14 protein-coding genes are annotated in these 13555 nt (G+C 64.7%); 12 read left to right on the top strand and 2 right to left on the bottom strand.

Annotation, left to right across the window (positions count from 1 at the left end; genetic code table 11):
- Positions 1-34: 34 nt before the first annotated feature.
- From ftsE to H4O13_18750, 7 genes are all read left to right on the top strand, one after another.
- Positions 35-718: a cell division ATP-binding protein FtsE gene (gene ftsE, locus H4O13_18720; protein ID MBE5317431.1), complete on the top strand. Its 684-nt coding sequence runs from the start codon at positions 35-37 to the stop codon at positions 716-718.
- Positions 715-1710: an ABC transporter permease gene (locus H4O13_18725; GenBank protein MBE5317432.1), complete on the top strand. Its 996-nt coding sequence runs from the start codon at positions 715-717 to the stop codon at positions 1708-1710. Before ftsE ends, H4O13_18725 begins: the two co-directional genes overlap by 4 nt.
- A 36-nt stretch (positions 1711-1746) precedes the next feature.
- Positions 1747-2595 carry a response regulator gene (locus tag H4O13_18730; GenBank protein ID MBE5317433.1) on the top strand — a complete coding sequence of 283 codons (849 nt, stop codon included), beginning with the start codon at positions 1747-1749 and terminating at the stop codon, positions 2593-2595.
- Entirely contained in the window at positions 2592-3311 is a 720-nt protein-coding gene (gene ung / locus H4O13_18735; protein ID MBE5317434.1) for a uracil-DNA glycosylase, read from the top strand. The genes H4O13_18730 and ung overlap by 4 nt, the downstream gene beginning before the upstream one ends.
- Before the next feature lie 106 nt (positions 3312-3417).
- Positions 3418-4287, top strand: coding sequence for an RNA polymerase sigma factor RpoH (gene rpoH, locus H4O13_18740; GenBank protein ID MBE5317435.1), 870 nt, complete (start codon positions 3418-3420; stop codon positions 4285-4287).
- 69 nt (positions 4288-4356) lie between these two features.
- Complete coding sequence (queD, locus tag H4O13_18745; protein ID MBE5317436.1) at positions 4357-4713, top strand: 6-carboxytetrahydropterin synthase QueD; 357 nt, start codon at positions 4357-4359, stop codon at positions 4711-4713.
- Between the two features lie 238 nt (positions 4714-4951).
- A complete protein-coding gene (locus tag H4O13_18750; protein ID MBE5317437.1) occupies positions 4952-5344 on the top strand; it encodes a phasin family protein in 393 nt (130 codons plus the stop codon).
- Between the two features lie 168 nt (positions 5345-5512).
- Here H4O13_18750 and H4O13_18755 read toward each other — a convergent pair whose 3' ends face one another.
- Entirely contained in the window at positions 5513-7333 is a 1821-nt protein-coding gene (locus H4O13_18755) for a potassium/proton antiporter (protein ID MBE5317438.1), read from the bottom strand.
- Between the two features lie 191 nt (positions 7334-7524).
- On the opposite strand from H4O13_18755, the gene H4O13_18760 reads away from it, so the two are divergent.
- Positions 7525-7947 (top strand): DUF2141 domain-containing protein, encoded by a 423-nt coding sequence (locus H4O13_18760; protein MBE5317439.1) that lies wholly within the window; start codon positions 7525-7527, stop codon positions 7945-7947.
- A 29-nt stretch (positions 7948-7976) separates the two neighbouring features.
- Here the strand turns inward: H4O13_18760 and H4O13_18765 are convergent, their stop codons facing one another.
- Positions 7977-8669, bottom strand: a complete 693-nt coding sequence (locus H4O13_18765) for an ATP-binding protein (protein MBE5317440.1) — start codon at positions 8667-8669, stop codon at positions 7977-7979.
- 150 nt (positions 8670-8819) lie between these two features.
- Between H4O13_18765 and H4O13_18770 the strand changes: the two genes are divergently transcribed.
- From H4O13_18770 to H4O13_18785, 4 genes are read left to right on the top strand one after another with little or no spacing between them, the layout of a single operon-like run.
- Complete coding sequence (locus H4O13_18770) at positions 8820-9425, top strand: TnsA endonuclease N-terminal domain-containing protein (protein ID MBE5317441.1); 606 nt, start codon at positions 8820-8822, stop codon at positions 9423-9425.
- Positions 9422-11365, top strand: a complete 1944-nt coding sequence (locus tag H4O13_18775; GenBank protein MBE5317442.1) for a DDE-type integrase/transposase/recombinase — start codon at positions 9422-9424, stop codon at positions 11363-11365. The genes H4O13_18770 and H4O13_18775 overlap by 4 nt, the downstream gene beginning before the upstream one ends.
- A complete protein-coding gene (locus H4O13_18780) occupies positions 11362-12246 on the top strand; it encodes a TniB family NTP-binding protein (protein ID MBE5317443.1) in 885 nt (294 codons plus the stop codon). Before H4O13_18775 ends, H4O13_18780 begins: the two co-directional genes overlap by 4 nt.
- The gene (locus tag H4O13_18785; protein MBE5317444.1) at positions 12227-13282 is read left to right on the top strand and encodes a TniQ family protein; all 1056 of its coding nucleotides are present in this window, start codon (positions 12227-12229) and stop codon (positions 13280-13282) included. Before H4O13_18780 ends, H4O13_18785 begins: the two co-directional genes overlap by 20 nt.
- Positions 13283-13555 lie beyond the last annotated feature (273 nt).

Raw genomic sequence — 13555 nt, forward strand, 5'->3', positions numbered from 1 at the left:
GATGCGAGCCCGCACTTCGACCCCCGATTCCGCCTTGCCGCTGCTGCGTTTCGATGCGGTGTCCAAGCGCTATGCCGGCGGCAGCGAGGCGCTGAGTGAGCTGAGCTTCGATTTGGAGCGCGGTGAGATGGTGTTCGTCACCGGTCATTCCGGTGCCGGCAAGAGCACCCTGCTGCGCTTGATCCACTTGGCCGAGCGCGCGAGCCGCGGCAGCGTGCTGCTGGAGGGCCGCAACCTTGCGCAGGTCAGCGCTCGCGAGCAGCCCTTCGTGCGTCGGCGAGTCGGCATGGTGTTCCAGGACCACCGCCTGCTGCTCGATCGCAGTCTGTTCGACAACATCGCCCTGCCGCTGCTGATCGCTGGCCTGCCGCGCGCTGAGATCGCGGCGCGCGTGCGCGCAGCGCTCGATCGGGTCGGTCTGCTGGCCCGCGAGCGCAGCTTGCCGCTGGGGCTCTCGGCCGGCGAGCAGCAGCGCGTTGGTATCGCCCGCGCCATCGTCGCGCAGCCGCCGCTGCTGCTCGCGGATGAGCCGACCGGCAACCTCGACCCGCAGCTGGCCGAAGACATCATGCAGCTGTTCGCCGAGCTGCCGGCACAGGGCACGGCGGTGCTGGTCGCCAGCCACGACCTGCATCTGGTGCGGCGCATGGGCAAGCGCGTTCTGGTGCTGGATCATGGCCGGCTGGTCGATGACTTCCGCCCCGGAGTGCCGGCATGAGCCGCAACCGTCGCCGTCGCCCGCCGGCTGCGCCGCGCGTCGCTGCCGTACCCCGCGGATTCGCGGCTGCGCTGTCGCACTTGCGCGATCTGCATCTCTACAGCCTGGTGTCGAGCCTCGGGCGAATCGCGACCCGTCCGTTTGCCACGGCCCTGACCGTGGGTGTCATTGCCATCGCCTTGGTGCTGCCGCTGGCGTTGGCCTTGATGCTCGACAACCTGAAGGGGCTCACCGGTGCGGTCGAGCAGGCCCGTGAGATCGGTGTCTTCCTCGAACTCGACCTTGATCAGGCCGCCCAGCAGCAGGTCGAGCAGGCCGCCCGCGACCTGCCCGGCGTCGCAGACGTCAGCTTGCGCACGCCGCAACAGGGGTTGGCCGAGTTCGAGCGCTACGCCGGTTTTGGTGAAGCCCTCGCACTGCTCGACGAGAACCCCATACCCGCGGTGCTGGACGTGGCGCCGGCAGTCCATGCGGACCTGCCTGCACTTGTAGGTGCGCTGGAGTCATTGCGTGGCGTTGAACTGGTCCAGCACGACGCGCTCTGGCGGCAACGTCTGGAGGCTTGGCTACAGCTCGGTGAGCGTGCCGTCCTGGCGCTGGGTGTGCTGCTGCTGGCCGGCGCACTGCTGGTGGTCGGCAACACAGTGCGTTTGGATGTGCAGGGCCGCGCCGAGGAAATCGCGGTTGTCCAGCTGCTGGGCGGCACGGCCGGCTTCATCCGGCGTCCATTTCTGTACCTCGGTGCCTGGTACGGCCTGCTGGCCGGTCTTCTGGCGCTGGCGCTCCTGGCCGCGCTGCAGTTTGGGCTGTCGGCCCCGGTGGATGCCTTGGTTCGCACCTATGACAGCGGTTTCCGGCTGCGCGGACTCGGCATCCTTCCCACCCTTGCGGTACCCTGCGCGGCTGCCGCACTGGGCTGGTTGGGGGCCTTCCTCGCTGTCGGCCACCATCTACGCCAAGGACAGTCGGGGAGGACAGTCGATGTGGAGTGAGTGGCATCAACCGTTGCTGTGGGTCGAGGTGCGCGCATGAGCGGCGCCAGCATCACCCGCCACATCACCTCGGAGACTCCGCGGGTCATGGTGGTGGACGGCTCCAAGGTCGTGCGTCGGCTGCTGGAGCAGGTGCTGAAGGCCGAACTGCCGGGCGTCACCTTGCTGTCCTGCGAGACCGGCGCCGAGGCCCAGGTCGCCCTGCAATCCGGCGTGGTCGACCTGGTCACCACCGCCCTGCGCCTGCCCGACATGGATGGTCTGCAGCTCGCCCGCTACGTGCGCGAGCATGCGCCGCAGGCCTTCATCCCGATCATCGTGGTGTCGGGCGATGTCAACGAGCGGCTCATCGAGCGCAGCTTCAGTGACGACGTCACCGACTACTTCGACAAGTCGCTCGGCTTCGCCGCGCTGGGCGCCTTTATCCGCGGTTACGTCCATCCACAGGACGAAACCGGCGGTGATGTGCTCTATGTGGAAGACAGCAAAGTCGTGGCGGTCGCCACCCGCCGCATGCTGGAGAAACATGGCCTCAAGGTGACCCATGTGGTCAGCGTCGAAGACGCGTTGGCGCTGCTCGAACAGTACGTGGCCGAGGGCCGCGTGCCGGGTCCGGACATCGTGCTGACCGACGTCTACCTCAAAGGCGGAATGACCGGTCATGACCTGTTGGAGCAGGTGCGCGGCCGCTTCGCCTACGGCAAGGCCCAGCTGCCCATCCTGGTGATGACCGGCGACGACAATCCGGCCAACCAGTCCGCCCTTCTGCGCGCCGGCGCGAACGACCTGGTCGAGAAGCCGATCGAGGAACGCCTCCTGGTCACCAAGCTGCTCTTCCAGCTGCGGGTCGGCCGGATCATGCGTTCCAAGGTGCAGGGCGCTTGAGCGAGACGCTGGAGCGGGTGCGTCTGCACCTGTCCTGGAAGGCTCGCTTGGCCGACGCGCTGCTCTCGCCGGAGATGGCGGGGCTGCGGCAATTCCTGCTGGCGGAGCGCGAGCGGGGAGTGCGCATCTACCCGCCCGCGGGGCAGATCTTCGCCGCCTTGGACTCGACGCCTTTTGATGCGGTGAAGGTGGTAGTCCTGGGCCAGGATCCTTATCACGGGCCTGGGCAGGCGCACGGGCTGTGTTTTTCCGTCCTGCCCGGCGTGCCGGTGCCGCCTTCCCTAGCCAACATCTTTGCCGAGATCCGACGCGATCTCGGCATCGAGCCGCCCGATCACGGTTGCCTGCTGCCCTGGGCGCAGCGCGGCGTGCTGCTGCTGAACGCGGTGCTCACGGTTGAGGCCGGTCGCGCCGGATCGCATCAGGGCAAGGGCTGGGAGGCCTTCACCGATGCCGTCGTCGATCGCCTGAACCGCGAGCGTGAGGGCCTGGTCTTCCTCCTCTGGGGCAGCTACGCCCAGGCCAAAGGCAAGTTCATCGATCGCACGCGCCATGCTGTGCTGCGGGCGCCGCATCCCTCGCCTCTGTCGGCCTATCGGGGGTTCATGGGCTGCGGCCACTTTTCTGCAGCCAACCGCTACCTGGAAGCGCGCGGGCTGGGGGCCGTGGACTGGCAACTGCCCCAGCGCGAGGCTTTGCAAGCCGCGGGCACTTGAATTGCGTCCGCGGGTCCACATCTGAGTGCAGGCGATGAGCGGGGCCGTATCGGGAACTTCACCCGCGGTTTAGCACTCTCATCCTTAGACTGCTAAAGTCCCGCCCATGGAGAAGGACATGACACAGGCACTTGTTGCGCACAACCTTCCGGTACCTGCCGCGATCGGCACGCTGGACGCCTACATCGGCACGGTCAATCGCATTCCGGTGCTCAGCGTGGACGAGGAACAGGCCTTGGCCCGTCGCTATCAGGCCGAGCAGAACCTCGAATCCGCCCGCAAGCTTGTGCTCTCCCATCTTCGTTTTGTCGTCCACGTCGCCCGCGGCTACAACGGCTATGGATTGCAGCTCGCTGACCTGATCCAGGAAGGCAATATCGGCCTGATGAAGGCGGTCAAGCGCTTCGACCCCGATCAGGGCGTGCGTCTGGTGAGCTTTGCGGTGCACTGGATCCGCGCAGAGATGCACGAGTTCATCCTGCGCAACTGGCGCATCGTCAAGGTCGCCACCACCAAGGCGCAGCGCAAGCTGTTCTTCAATTTGCGCAAGAGCAAGCGTCGCTTGGGCTGGATGAATCACGAGGAGGTCAAGGCGATTGCCCGTGATCTGAACGTGCCGGAGTCCGAAGTGCTGGAAATGGAGGCCCGACTGCAGGGCCAGGACGTTGGCTTCGATGCGCCGACGGACGCCGATGACGACGCCCGCCCCGCACCGGTCGCCTACCTCGAACAGCACGGCGCCGATCCGTCGGTGCGCTACGCCGCCGAAGACGAGGACGAGAACCGTCTGGAGATCCTGCGCGAAGGTCTGGCCAGCTTGGACGCCCGCTCCCGCGACATCGTCAAGCGTCGCTGGCTCGGCGACGGCAAGATCACTCTGCAGGATCTTGCCGACGAGTACGGCGTGTCGGCTGAGCGCATCCGTCAGATCGAGGCGGCAGCGATGAAGAAGATGAAGGCGCTGTTCGCGGCGTAAGCTGCGCGTCCTACGCCATGCCAGCGGGCCCTGCGTGAGCAGGGCCCGCGTCGTTTCTGGAGGTCGCTGATGGAAATCTTCAAGGTCTTTACCCTCGAGGCGGCCCACCGCCTGCCCAAAGTACCCGCCGGTCACAAGTGCGCGCGCCTGCATGGGCACAGCTTCCGCGTGGAGATCCACGTGGAGGGCGAACCCGACCCCGAAACCGGCTGGCTGATGGACTTCGCCGACATCAAGACGGCCTTCCAGCCCATCTACGACCGACTAGACCATCACTATCTCAACGAGGTGCCTGGCCTCGATAACCCCACCAGCGAGCGACTGGCCATCTGGATCTGGGAGCAGCTGAAGCCCTCATTGCCTGAACTGTCGATGGTGGTGGTGCACGAAACCTGCACCTCGGGCTGTCGCTATCGCGGGCTCTGAAGAGACCGCGTCGCTCGAATCCAATCCCCGCATCAGCTTCCGACGCGAGGCGTCTGCGTCGAGATGAGTGGTTCAAGCCGTACGGCACCGTCTTGAAGATCGAGTCGGCGGCAATGTGTCAAGTAAAAGACTGAACATGAGGTAAACGGCGAAGCGTTTTGGAGTCTCTTGATGTTGCGCTGCAGCATGCGGGCGGTTAGCCTCTCCCAACCCCCACCGCTCAGCCCAGGAGAGCGCCATGTTCGACCAGATCAACGCCCAGTTCAGCCAGTACACCAAGCAGCTGACCGAGTCGGCGCTGCGCGCCAACGCGATCGCCGTAGAACATTTCGAAGCCTTGGCTGCCCTTCAGGTGAAGGCCGTCGAAGCCCGCCTGAACGCTGCGACGGCGTTCGCCAGCGAAGCCGCTGAGGCGCGCGACCTCGAAGCCGCCAAGGCTCTGCTGCCGAAGACCATGAGCTTCGTCAAGGACGCCTCCGAGCACTTGATCGCCGTCAGCCAGGAAATGGTGGGTCAGACGCTCAAGACCTCGGAAGCGCTGGCGGGTCTCGCCAAGTCCAACTTCGACGCTGCCAGTGAAGTTGTCGCGCGTCCGGCTGCGGTCAAGCCCGCCCCCAAGAAGGCGGCCTGAGTCCAGCTTCAGGAACGTGCCGCGGCGCGTGCCGCGGCAGGTTCCAGCCTCTGTATCGTTGGCGCGCCACGCGCGCCACGGTCAACGTCGAGGGCAACCTCCCTCCCTGTCTTCGACGTATTTCGAAACCGGCGGTCTTCGTGGCCGCCGGTTCTTTTTTGTCCGGCTTCAGTTCGAGCTGCCCTCGGAAGATTCGCTGCCGACGGGCTTTTTTCGCCGCAGGCGTTCGACGAGTCGCCCTGCGGAGCTGCGCCCGAACTTGGGAGCGCGCGGCGTTGAACGGAACTTGAGGCCGACGCGACTGACCTGATCCTCAGACAGATCGCGGACTACCAGAACGGCGCCGCCGACTTCGAGGCTATCGCCGATCTGCGGCTGATCATCAAAGCGATCGGAAAACAGTTCGGCCGCGGATTTGCCCGCCACGCGCGGGCTGAGTTTCAGCCCGTAGAAATCGGCCAGCGGACCCAAAGGCACATTGCCTGGCAGGGTGAACTCGCCGAACAGTTCGCGCTCTGCCTCGCGCGCGTCCGCCCCCTCGGCAAACAGCCAGTCCAGTCGAATCACCCGTCCCGGGGGTGCCAGGTAGTAGGCGTAATCCTCAACCTGCAGCGTGCTGGCTTCCTCGGGGGACAGAACACGACCGTGACGCACTACCAGCACCGGCCTGGCCCAGGCGGGCAAGCGACCGCGACCACTGACCAGGGCGCAGTCGGGGGCGACCCGATAGCCGACCATTTCATGCTCTAGCTGGCCTGGAAGGTCCAGCTCGACGCGGCGGGAGGGTGGATCCCGGCGCGGCACCGCCACGCCCAGACGAAAGGCTGCCCACGAAAGGCTCCAGCCCTGCACCAGCAGCGAGGTGAGCACCACCACGAAGCCGATGTTGAAGTACATCTGCGCGTCCGGAAGCCCCACCAGCATTGGTACCGAGGCCAGGAAAATGCCCACGGCGCCACGCAGTCCGACCCAGGACACGAAAGCCAGCTCGCGCTTGCCGTAGCCGAAGGGCCACAGGCAGAGGACCACCGCGATCGGGCGCGCGACCAGCATCAGGAAGGCAGCGATCGCGAGGGCTGGCAAGGCCAGATCGAGCAGATGCGAAGGCGTCACCAGCAGACCCAGCACCAGGAACATCAGCATCTGTGCCAGCCAGGTCGCAGCGTCCTGCACGCTGAGCACGTTGGCGAAGGCGCGCACCGGCCGGTTGCCGACCACCAGACCGGCCACGTACACCGCAAGAAAGCCGCTGCCTCCGAGAATATTGGTCAGCGGCACCAGTGCGATGGCACCACTGACCGCCAGCAAGGGGTGAAGCCCAGAGGGCAACTCCAACCGGTTCAGAGCGTGCGCCAGCACACGACCGCCCGCGTAGCCGGCGATGCCTCCAATGCCGATCTGCTGAAAGAAGCTGAGCGCGAGTTCGCCCGGCGTGACTGCGACGGGCGACATGGCCAGGCCGACCAGGAGCAGGGTGAGGAAGATCGCCATCGGATCGTTGCTGCCTGATTCGACTTCGAGCGTCGCGCCGACCCGTCGCTGTAGATGCAAGCCGTTCGAGCGCAGCAGAAAGAACACGGCGGCGGCGTCGGTGCTGGCGATGATCGAGCCCAGCAGAAGGGACGGAATCCATCCCAGATCGAGGATGTAGTGCACGGCCACACCGGTCATGCCGGCGGTCATGACGACGCCCACGGTCGCCAGCACACCGGCCGGCGCAAGCGCGCCTCTCACCTGACTGAGGCGCGTGCGCATGCCACCGTCGAACAAAATCACCGCCAGCGCGATCGAGCCCAGCGCATAGGTGATCTGGTAGTTGCTGAAGGCGATGCCGCCCGGGCCGTCTTCGCCGGCAAGCATGCCGATCACGAGGAACACCAGCAGCAGGGGGGCGCCGAAGCGGGTCGCCACCAGACTTGAGAGGATGCCCGCGAGCAGCAGCACGCCGCCGATCAGCATCCAGAAGTCGTTTGCCTGCAGGCTCTCCATGCGTTCTCCCGTGTCCAGCTTGAAGACTTGGCGACCTTGTGACCCCAAGTCAAGAAACTCCGGTCTCGGCGATTGCACACCGCATACCCGCGCATTACTTTCTCAACCTGCTTACGGCATTCGTGCACGCGCCGGTACAGGTGCGGCCATCCGCGAGCCCTCAGGGGGAGGCGACTGGATTGGGAGTTCAGATGAATCGGCTAGGCAGCAGCATCCTGGGCGCAGCGCTGACGGTGGCCATGCCACCGGCGTTGGCGTCTCAGCTCGTGGTGGAAGTCACCGGTCTTGAGGACGCTGAGGGCCCGGTGGTTGTGGAGGTGTTCGGCAGCCGCGTGGGTTTTCCTCGACAGCCGAGCTATACCTCGTCGGTTCCGGTGGTCGCCGGAAGCGCGCGCGCCGAGTTCACCGAGCTGGGGCCCAGCGACTACGTGATCCACGCCTGGCACGATCGCAACGAGAACGGCAAGGCGGATCGGGGCTTTGGCGCTGAGCCCTTCGGTTTCTCCAACTTGCCGGTGGGCGAGCGCGGCGACTGGGAGGAAACGCGAATCACGTTGGGGGTGGACCCACTCAACCTGCGCTTCGACTTCGGCCCGCTGCGCGACGACGATTGACGCAAGCACCGCCTTGGGCGGCGGATTGCCTAGCTGCGCTTGTCCATCCGCCGGTAGCCGATCGCCTCTGCCAGATGTGCCGCGCTGATCGTCTCTGCGCCGGCGAGGTCCGCCACCGTTCTTGCCACGCGAAGGATGCGCTGGCTGGCGCGTGCAGATAGCTGCAGGCGTTCGACGGCGGACTCCAGCAGCGTCTGTTCGCGACCGGAGAGTCGGCAGTGCGCCAGCAGTTCGGCCTGTCCTAGCTGAGAGTTGAGCATTCCACAGCGCGCCAACTGCAGCGCGCGCGCCGCCGCCACCCGAGCGCGCACCGCTGAGCTGGTCTCGCCTGGAGCCGCATCAGGCCGCAGCTCGGCCGCCTGCACGCGTGGCACCTCGATCTGCAGGTCGATGCGATCAAGCAGCGGCCCCGAGATCCGCCCGCGATAGCGCCCCACCTGCTCGGCGCTGCAGTGGCAGCGCCCCGACGGATCTCCCGCCCATCCGCAGGGGCAGGGGTTCATGGCCGCGACCAGCTGGAAGCGCGCCGGAAACTCGGCGTGGCGCGCCGCGCGCGAGATCGTGATGTGGCCCGATTCGAGCGGCTCACGCAGCACTTCGAGCACGCGGCGATCCCACTCGGGCAGCTCATCGAGAAAGAGCACACCGCGATGGGCCAAGCTGATTTCGCCTGGGCGCGGGTGAGAGCCGCTGTGATATCTGAATAAAGATGAAACTGGCAGGCTTTACAAGTCAGTGACTTAGGAGGATGTTCTCCGTCAGAAGGTGAGACTGGATGCTACCTAAAACTGGTACTGGATCTGGAGTTCGCACTTATGACGGAACTGGCTTCCCACCGCCCCCAGAGGCGCATCGGAACGAGCCGCCGCTCCCTGACTGGCAGAGTCGCCGTTGGGGGTTCCCAGGCCGTCGACTTCGAGTCCTCGCTGGAGCGGGACTGGCTCGAACAACTCGACTTCGACCCGCGGGTGATCGAACTACAGGTCCAGCCCTTCAGCCTCGAACATGAAGTAGAGGGGAGGCAGAGGCGGTACACGCCCGACGTCCTCGCCGTCTGGCAACACGGCTCCGCCCGCGAAACCGTCGTCTACGAGGTCAAGTTCAGAGACGACCTGCGAGACAACTGGGTCGACTACCGCCCCCGCTTCGTCGCGGCCACGCGGTACTGCCGCGAGCGGGGCTGGCGATTCAAGATCATGACCGAGCGCCGCATCCGCACGCCGATGCTGAGCACGGTGAAGTTCCTCCGACCCTACCGCCGGATCGAAGACCACGCAGTTTTTCGCGAGCGGCTGGTGGCAGGCTTGCGTGACATGGGTCCGACGACGGTCGCGCAGCTCCTTGAGGCCACATTCGACTCAAAGCAGGAACGGCTGCAGGCCCTACCTAGCCTGTGGAAGCTGGTCGCAAACTTCCATGTCGAGGTGGATTTCGGCAAGCCGCTCTCCATGCGCACCCAAGTGCGGAGCGCGACATGAGCGCCCCTCGCAGGGCAGTGATCTTGCTCCGACCCGGCGATGTCGTGGGATCGGAGGGCAGGACGTATCGGATCAAGGAACAGGTGTCGAGCGACTCTGTACTCGCCACAGACGTCGAAACCAATGCGCCAAAGGTCCTCAAGGCCGAGACACTCACCGCTGCTCCGACGCCCGAAGACGCTGCGCCGGCGTCCGATGCGCCGGCGCTTGAGGACTACACGGACGAGGAGTGGGCGGAAGCCCGCAGGCGACTCTCCATCATCACCCCCTTGCTCATGCTCGGTAGACGAAGCCGAGCAGCGGTCGGCGCTGCGGCGAAGAAGCACGATGTTGGCATCACCACGCTCTACCGATGGATCAACGCTTACGAATCCAGCGAGCAACTGACCGCGCTTATTCCCGGGAAGCGGGGCCGACCTGCGGGCCTAAGACTGCTGGCAGTTGAGCAAGAAGTAATCATCGAAGCGGCCATCAGGGACCGCTACCTCAACAAGCGTCGTCCGACCGAGCAGGAAGTGGTCGACTACGTGCAGCAGATGTGTCGAAAGGCCGGGACCAGGGCGCCAAACCACAACACCATTCGCGCGCGCATCCACGCCATTCCCAAGAATCTCGCGCTCCGTCGCCGAGGACGCGCTGATCTCGCACGCGGGCGGTACGAGCCGCTGCGAGGCCACTTTCCTGGGGCTAGCTATCCACTCGCAGTCGTCCAGATTGATCACACTCCGGGTGACGTCATCCTCGTGGACGAGCGGACTCGAAAGCCGCTCGGTAGACCTTGGCTCACGCTCGCGATCGACGTGTATACGCGCATGGTCGTGGGTCTCCACGTCTCGTTCGACAACCCGTCGTTCAAGTCCGTGGGCGCATGCATCGCCCAGGCGATCTGCACAAAGAGCGCCTACCTCAAGAGCCTTGGGGTCGAAGGAGAGTGGCCCGTTTGGGGCCTCATGAGCAGCATCCATGTCGATAACGGCAAGGACTTCCGTAGCAAGGGCCTGATCCGCGCATGCGAGAACTACTGCATCGATCTGCAGTGGCGTCCGGTTGGGAAGCCCGAGTACGGCGGCCACATCGAGCGGCTCATGGGGACCGTCGCCAAGGAGCTCGCAAAGATTCCTGGCAAAACCTTCGCGAACACGCGAGACCGCAAGGGCTACGACCCTGAGAGCGAGGCGGTCATGACCCTGAGGGAGTTTGAGCAGTACTTCGTCGACTACCTCGTCAACGTGTACCACAAACGCCTCCACACGCAGTTGAACGTGCCGCCTCTCACGCAATGGCAAAGAGGCATCGAAGGCTTCGGCGAGACTCCCGGCCGTGGCATGCCCCCACTTCCTGCCGATCCAGAGCGGCTTCGGATCGACTTTCTTCCGTACATCGAGCGCACCGTTCAGCGCTATGGCGTACAGAAGGACCACATCAAGTACTACGACCCTGTCCTCGACCCGTACATCAATGCCAAAGACGACAGTGGCCTGCCGAGATCGCATTGCTTCCGGTACGACCCGCGCGACATCAGCGTGCTGTACTTCATGGACCCGGGTACGAAGGCCTACGTCCGGATTCCTTACGCTGACCTGAGTCATCCGCCCATCAGTGAGTGGGAGCGTCGCGCCGCCGTCAGCGATCTTCAGAAGCAGGGTCGCGCTGAGATCGAAGAAGACGTGCTGTTTGCGACGATCGAGCGTTTGCGTGCGCGCATCGACGAAGCCGCACAGACCTCGAAGTCGGCACGCCGGGCACTCACCAAACGTCCCATGAGCCAGCCTGCTCCAGCGAGACCGTCATCCGCACATGACGGCGGCGACGACCTGAGTAGGTCCCCCGTTTCAGCAACCAAACAGCCAAGCGTTACCCGAGTGCCCGCCGACACGGATGAACTTGCGGATCTGTTCAATGAGCCCATCCAGCCCTTTGACGTGAGGTTGAATCGATGAACTACTCGCATCTGACGCCCGATACAGCCGAGCTGATGCAGGCCTCTCCAGAGGAGCGGATCGAGTTCTGCAAGCAGGACCGATGGGTTGCATATCCTAAGGCGCGCGAGTTCGTTGGGATGCTGGACGACCTCTACAACCACCCGCGTACCATTCGTATGCCAAACTACTTGCTCGTAGCGAGAAGCGGCAACGGCAAGAGTTCAATACTGGAGCACTTCGCCCGGCGCTACCCCTCCGATGTCGACGCTGGCGGCATGCCCGTGCTTCCGGTGCTGCACGTCGAGGTTCCACCTGATCCCACGGAATCGTCGTTCTACTCTGCGATCCTCTGGAGGATGATGCGAGGGCATCGCGAGAGGGATTCGGTCACCGCGAAGCGCCAGCAGACGGTCGCGATGCTTCGGCAGTTCCAAGTCCGTATGTTGCTGCTGGACGAGTTCAACAACATCGCCGAAGCCGGCAGATCCACCCGAGACTTGTTGGCAACCGTTCGCTTCCTTGCGAACGACGTGAAGCTGGGAATCTGCGCGGCCGGAACGGCCACGGCCATCAACGCTCTGAACCAGGACCCTCAGCTCAAATCACGCTTTCAGGGGTATGCGCTACCTGCATGGAAGCTTGACCGCGCCTACCTACAGTTCTTGGCGGCCTACGAGCAGGTGCTGCCGCTCGCCTTGCCTTCAGGGTTGGCCACGAGGGAGATGGCGACAAAGCTTTACGCGCTCTGCGGTGAGGCGATTGGCGAGTCAGTGAAGCTGCTGAAGCTCGCCGCTGCGCAGTCCGTCCGATCTGGCGAGGAGCGCATCACCGTGGAGACCTTGGAGAGCGTCCACTGGGTGGCACCCACGAAGTGGAGTGATGTCGCGGCCCTCATCTGAGCCCTGGCGCTGGGAGTTCGTTCTTTCTCGCAGGGAGGACGAACTCCTGAGTGCATGGTTGGCTCGCTCCGCAGCTGCCCACGGTCTGTCCTTCCATCGCTTTGGGGTCGACTATCTGGGGCAGCGGGCGTTGACCTACCGAGATGTCGATGTCTTTCCGTCCGCACGACTACTGAAGGTCATCGAGGCCGGATCGCATCTGAGTTCAGAGGCCGTGCTCTCCATGACGCTGGTGCCGTGGCTTGCCCAGCTGTCGTCTGGTGTTGGACGACCAGGGCATTTCGATGCGGTGCTGCCGCGTGCGCACGTGGCTCGATCCAAGTTCCGACATGGGCAGCAAGCCTGTTTTGCTTGCCTGCGAGATGGCGTGAGCTATCAGCGTCGCTGGCGGCTTCCGTTTGTCGTCGCATGCGAGCGGCATGAGGTTTGGCTTCGCGACGGGTGTCCATACTGCGATGCGCCGCTGGACCCGAAGATCGATGTTGCCGCACAACCGATGTGCCCTACGTGCTATCGGTCCTCGTTCGGGCCCCTTCCCGCGCAAGCAGGGCCCGACGAGGCGCTAATGGACTTGCAGCGCCGACTCCTCGTGGCAATCACCACTGGGCAAGGTCTCGTCATCGATGGCCAGGAGGTTCCCTTGGCGGATGCCCTGAGGGGTTTCAACTTTCTGCTGCGGATCGACCAGCGCCTAGGAAGATCGGAAGCACTCCCGAGCGCGCGGTCTCCACTCAGATTGGAAGGACGCCGGCTTCGGCTGCAGCGGGTCGTGGACGTGCTGGACAGCTGGCCCGATGCGATCGCTGCAGACGGGAAGAGGTGCGGCCTGTCCAGCAACCCCTTTAGCGGAGAGAGCTGCCCACTGTGGGTTCTACGCGGCCTATCTGGACTCCGCCAAGCGAAGCCCCGTGTACGTGGGGCCCGCGGTGACGAAGATCCTGTCCTGGAGATGCTTCGCCGCCGCCGGCCGAAGAACTGGAGGACGCGCTACGCGCACCGCCTGATGCGGCTCGCCGGGATGACTCGTGGGCACTGACCATCGAGGACGACGCTTCTGCGATGGGTGCGGACAGCTCGTCGCCAAGATCGAGCGCATTCAGGGGCGCGATGAGTACTGCGGCACCTGCTACAAACGAGAGTTTGTTGTCCGTCGCTGTAGCTGCGGCGGCTCAGTTCGAGCGCACGTCTCCAACCACGGTCCCTACGCGTGCAGGAAGTGCGAAGCAGCGAAACGGACCTGCGTTCGGTGCGCTGGGCCGGTGCCAAGAGCCGGGCTCCGAGTCGATGGCGGAGTGGTTTGCCCAAGCTG

Source organism: Lysobacterales bacterium, assembly GCA_014946745.1.
Taxonomy (GTDB): Bacteria; Pseudomonadota; Gammaproteobacteria; order Xanthomonadales; family Xanthomonadaceae; genus Aquimonas.

Bases quoted from the DNA above. Each gene is read 5' to 3' on its own strand.
- H4O13_18725 (MBE5317432.1), top strand. From the start codon at position 715: ATGAGCCGCAACCGTCGCCGTCGCCCGCCGGCTGCGCCGCGCGTCGCT.
- H4O13_18730 (MBE5317433.1), top strand. From the start codon at position 1,747: ATGAGCGGCGCCAGCATCACCCGCCACATCACCTCGGAGACTCCGCGG.
- rpoH (MBE5317435.1), top strand. From the start codon at position 3,418: ATGGAGAAGGACATGACACAGGCACTTGTTGCGCACAACCTTCCGGTA.
- queD (MBE5317436.1), top strand. From the start codon at position 4,357: ATGGAAATCTTCAAGGTCTTTACCCTCGAGGCGGCCCACCGCCTGCCC.
- H4O13_18750 (MBE5317437.1), top strand. From the start codon at position 4,952: ATGTTCGACCAGATCAACGCCCAGTTCAGCCAGTACACCAAGCAGCTG.
- H4O13_18755 (MBE5317438.1), bottom strand. From the start codon at position 7,333: ATGGAGAGCCTGCAGGCAAACGACTTCTGGATGCTGATCGGCGGCGTG.
- H4O13_18760 (MBE5317439.1), top strand. From the start codon at position 7,525: ATGAATCGGCTAGGCAGCAGCATCCTGGGCGCAGCGCTGACGGTGGCC.
- H4O13_18775 (MBE5317442.1), top strand. From the start codon at position 9,422: ATGAGCGCCCCTCGCAGGGCAGTGATCTTGCTCCGACCCGGCGATGTC.
- H4O13_18780 (MBE5317443.1), top strand. From the start codon at position 11,362: ATGAACTACTCGCATCTGACGCCCGATACAGCCGAGCTGATGCAGGCC.
- H4O13_18785 (MBE5317444.1), top strand. From the start codon at position 12,227: ATGTCGCGGCCCTCATCTGAGCCCTGGCGCTGGGAGTTCGTTCTTTCT.